The sequence below is a fragment of the Pseudomonas sp. GCM10022186 genome (assembly GCF_042656385.1).
Classification (GTDB): domain Bacteria; phylum Pseudomonadota; class Gammaproteobacteria; order Pseudomonadales; family Pseudomonadaceae; genus Metapseudomonas.
Window position 1 is genome coordinate 1 of sequence record NZ_JBHSOU010000055.1, and the last position, 710, is coordinate 710.

Genomic DNA, 710 nt, shown 5'->3' on the forward strand with positions numbered 1-710 from the left:
GCCGCCGCACGCTTCGTCGACGGCCTGCGCCGGGAAAACCTGCTGGCCGACACCGAAAGCCTGAAAGTCGAGCTGTACGGCTCCCTCGGTGCCACCGGCAAGGGCCACGGCAGCGACAAGGCCGTGCTGCTGGGCCTGGAAGGCGAGCAGCCGGACACCGTCGATACCGAAAGCGTGGATGCACGCCTGGCGGCCATCCGCCAGCGCGGCGAATTGCGCCTCGGCGGCGAAAGGCCGATCCACTTCGTGGAAAAGGAGCACCTGGCGCTGATCCGCAAGCCGCTCCCCTACCACCCCAACGGCATGATCTTCCGCGCCTTCGACGACGCCGGCATCCAGATCCGTTCCCGCGAGTACTACTCGGTGGGCGGCGGCTTCGTGGTGGACGAGGAAGCCGCCGGCCTCGACCGCATCGTCGAGGACCGCACGCCGCTGCCCTATCCCTTCAAGACCGCCAAGGACCTGCTCGCCCATTGCGCCGCCACCGGGCTCGCCATCAGCGACCTGATGCGCGAGAACGAGAAGGCCTGGCGCCCGCCTGAAGAAACCAGCGCCGGCCTGATGAAGATCTGGCAGGTGATGCAGGACTGCGTCAAGGCCGGTTGCCGCAAGGAAGGCATCATGCCCGGCGGGCTCAAGGTCAGGCGTCGCGCCGCGGCGCTCTACCGCCAGCTCAGCGAACAGCCGGAAGCCGCCCTCCGGGACAGCCT

Annotated in this window: 1 protein-coding gene; it reads left to right on the forward strand. The window is 68.6% G+C overall.

Annotated elements, in window-relative coordinates; all coding sequences use genetic code 11:
* The coding region (locus ACFPU0_RS18280; RefSeq protein ID WP_377694689.1) for a serine dehydratase beta chain at positions 1–710 on the forward strand (710 nt) is incomplete at both ends.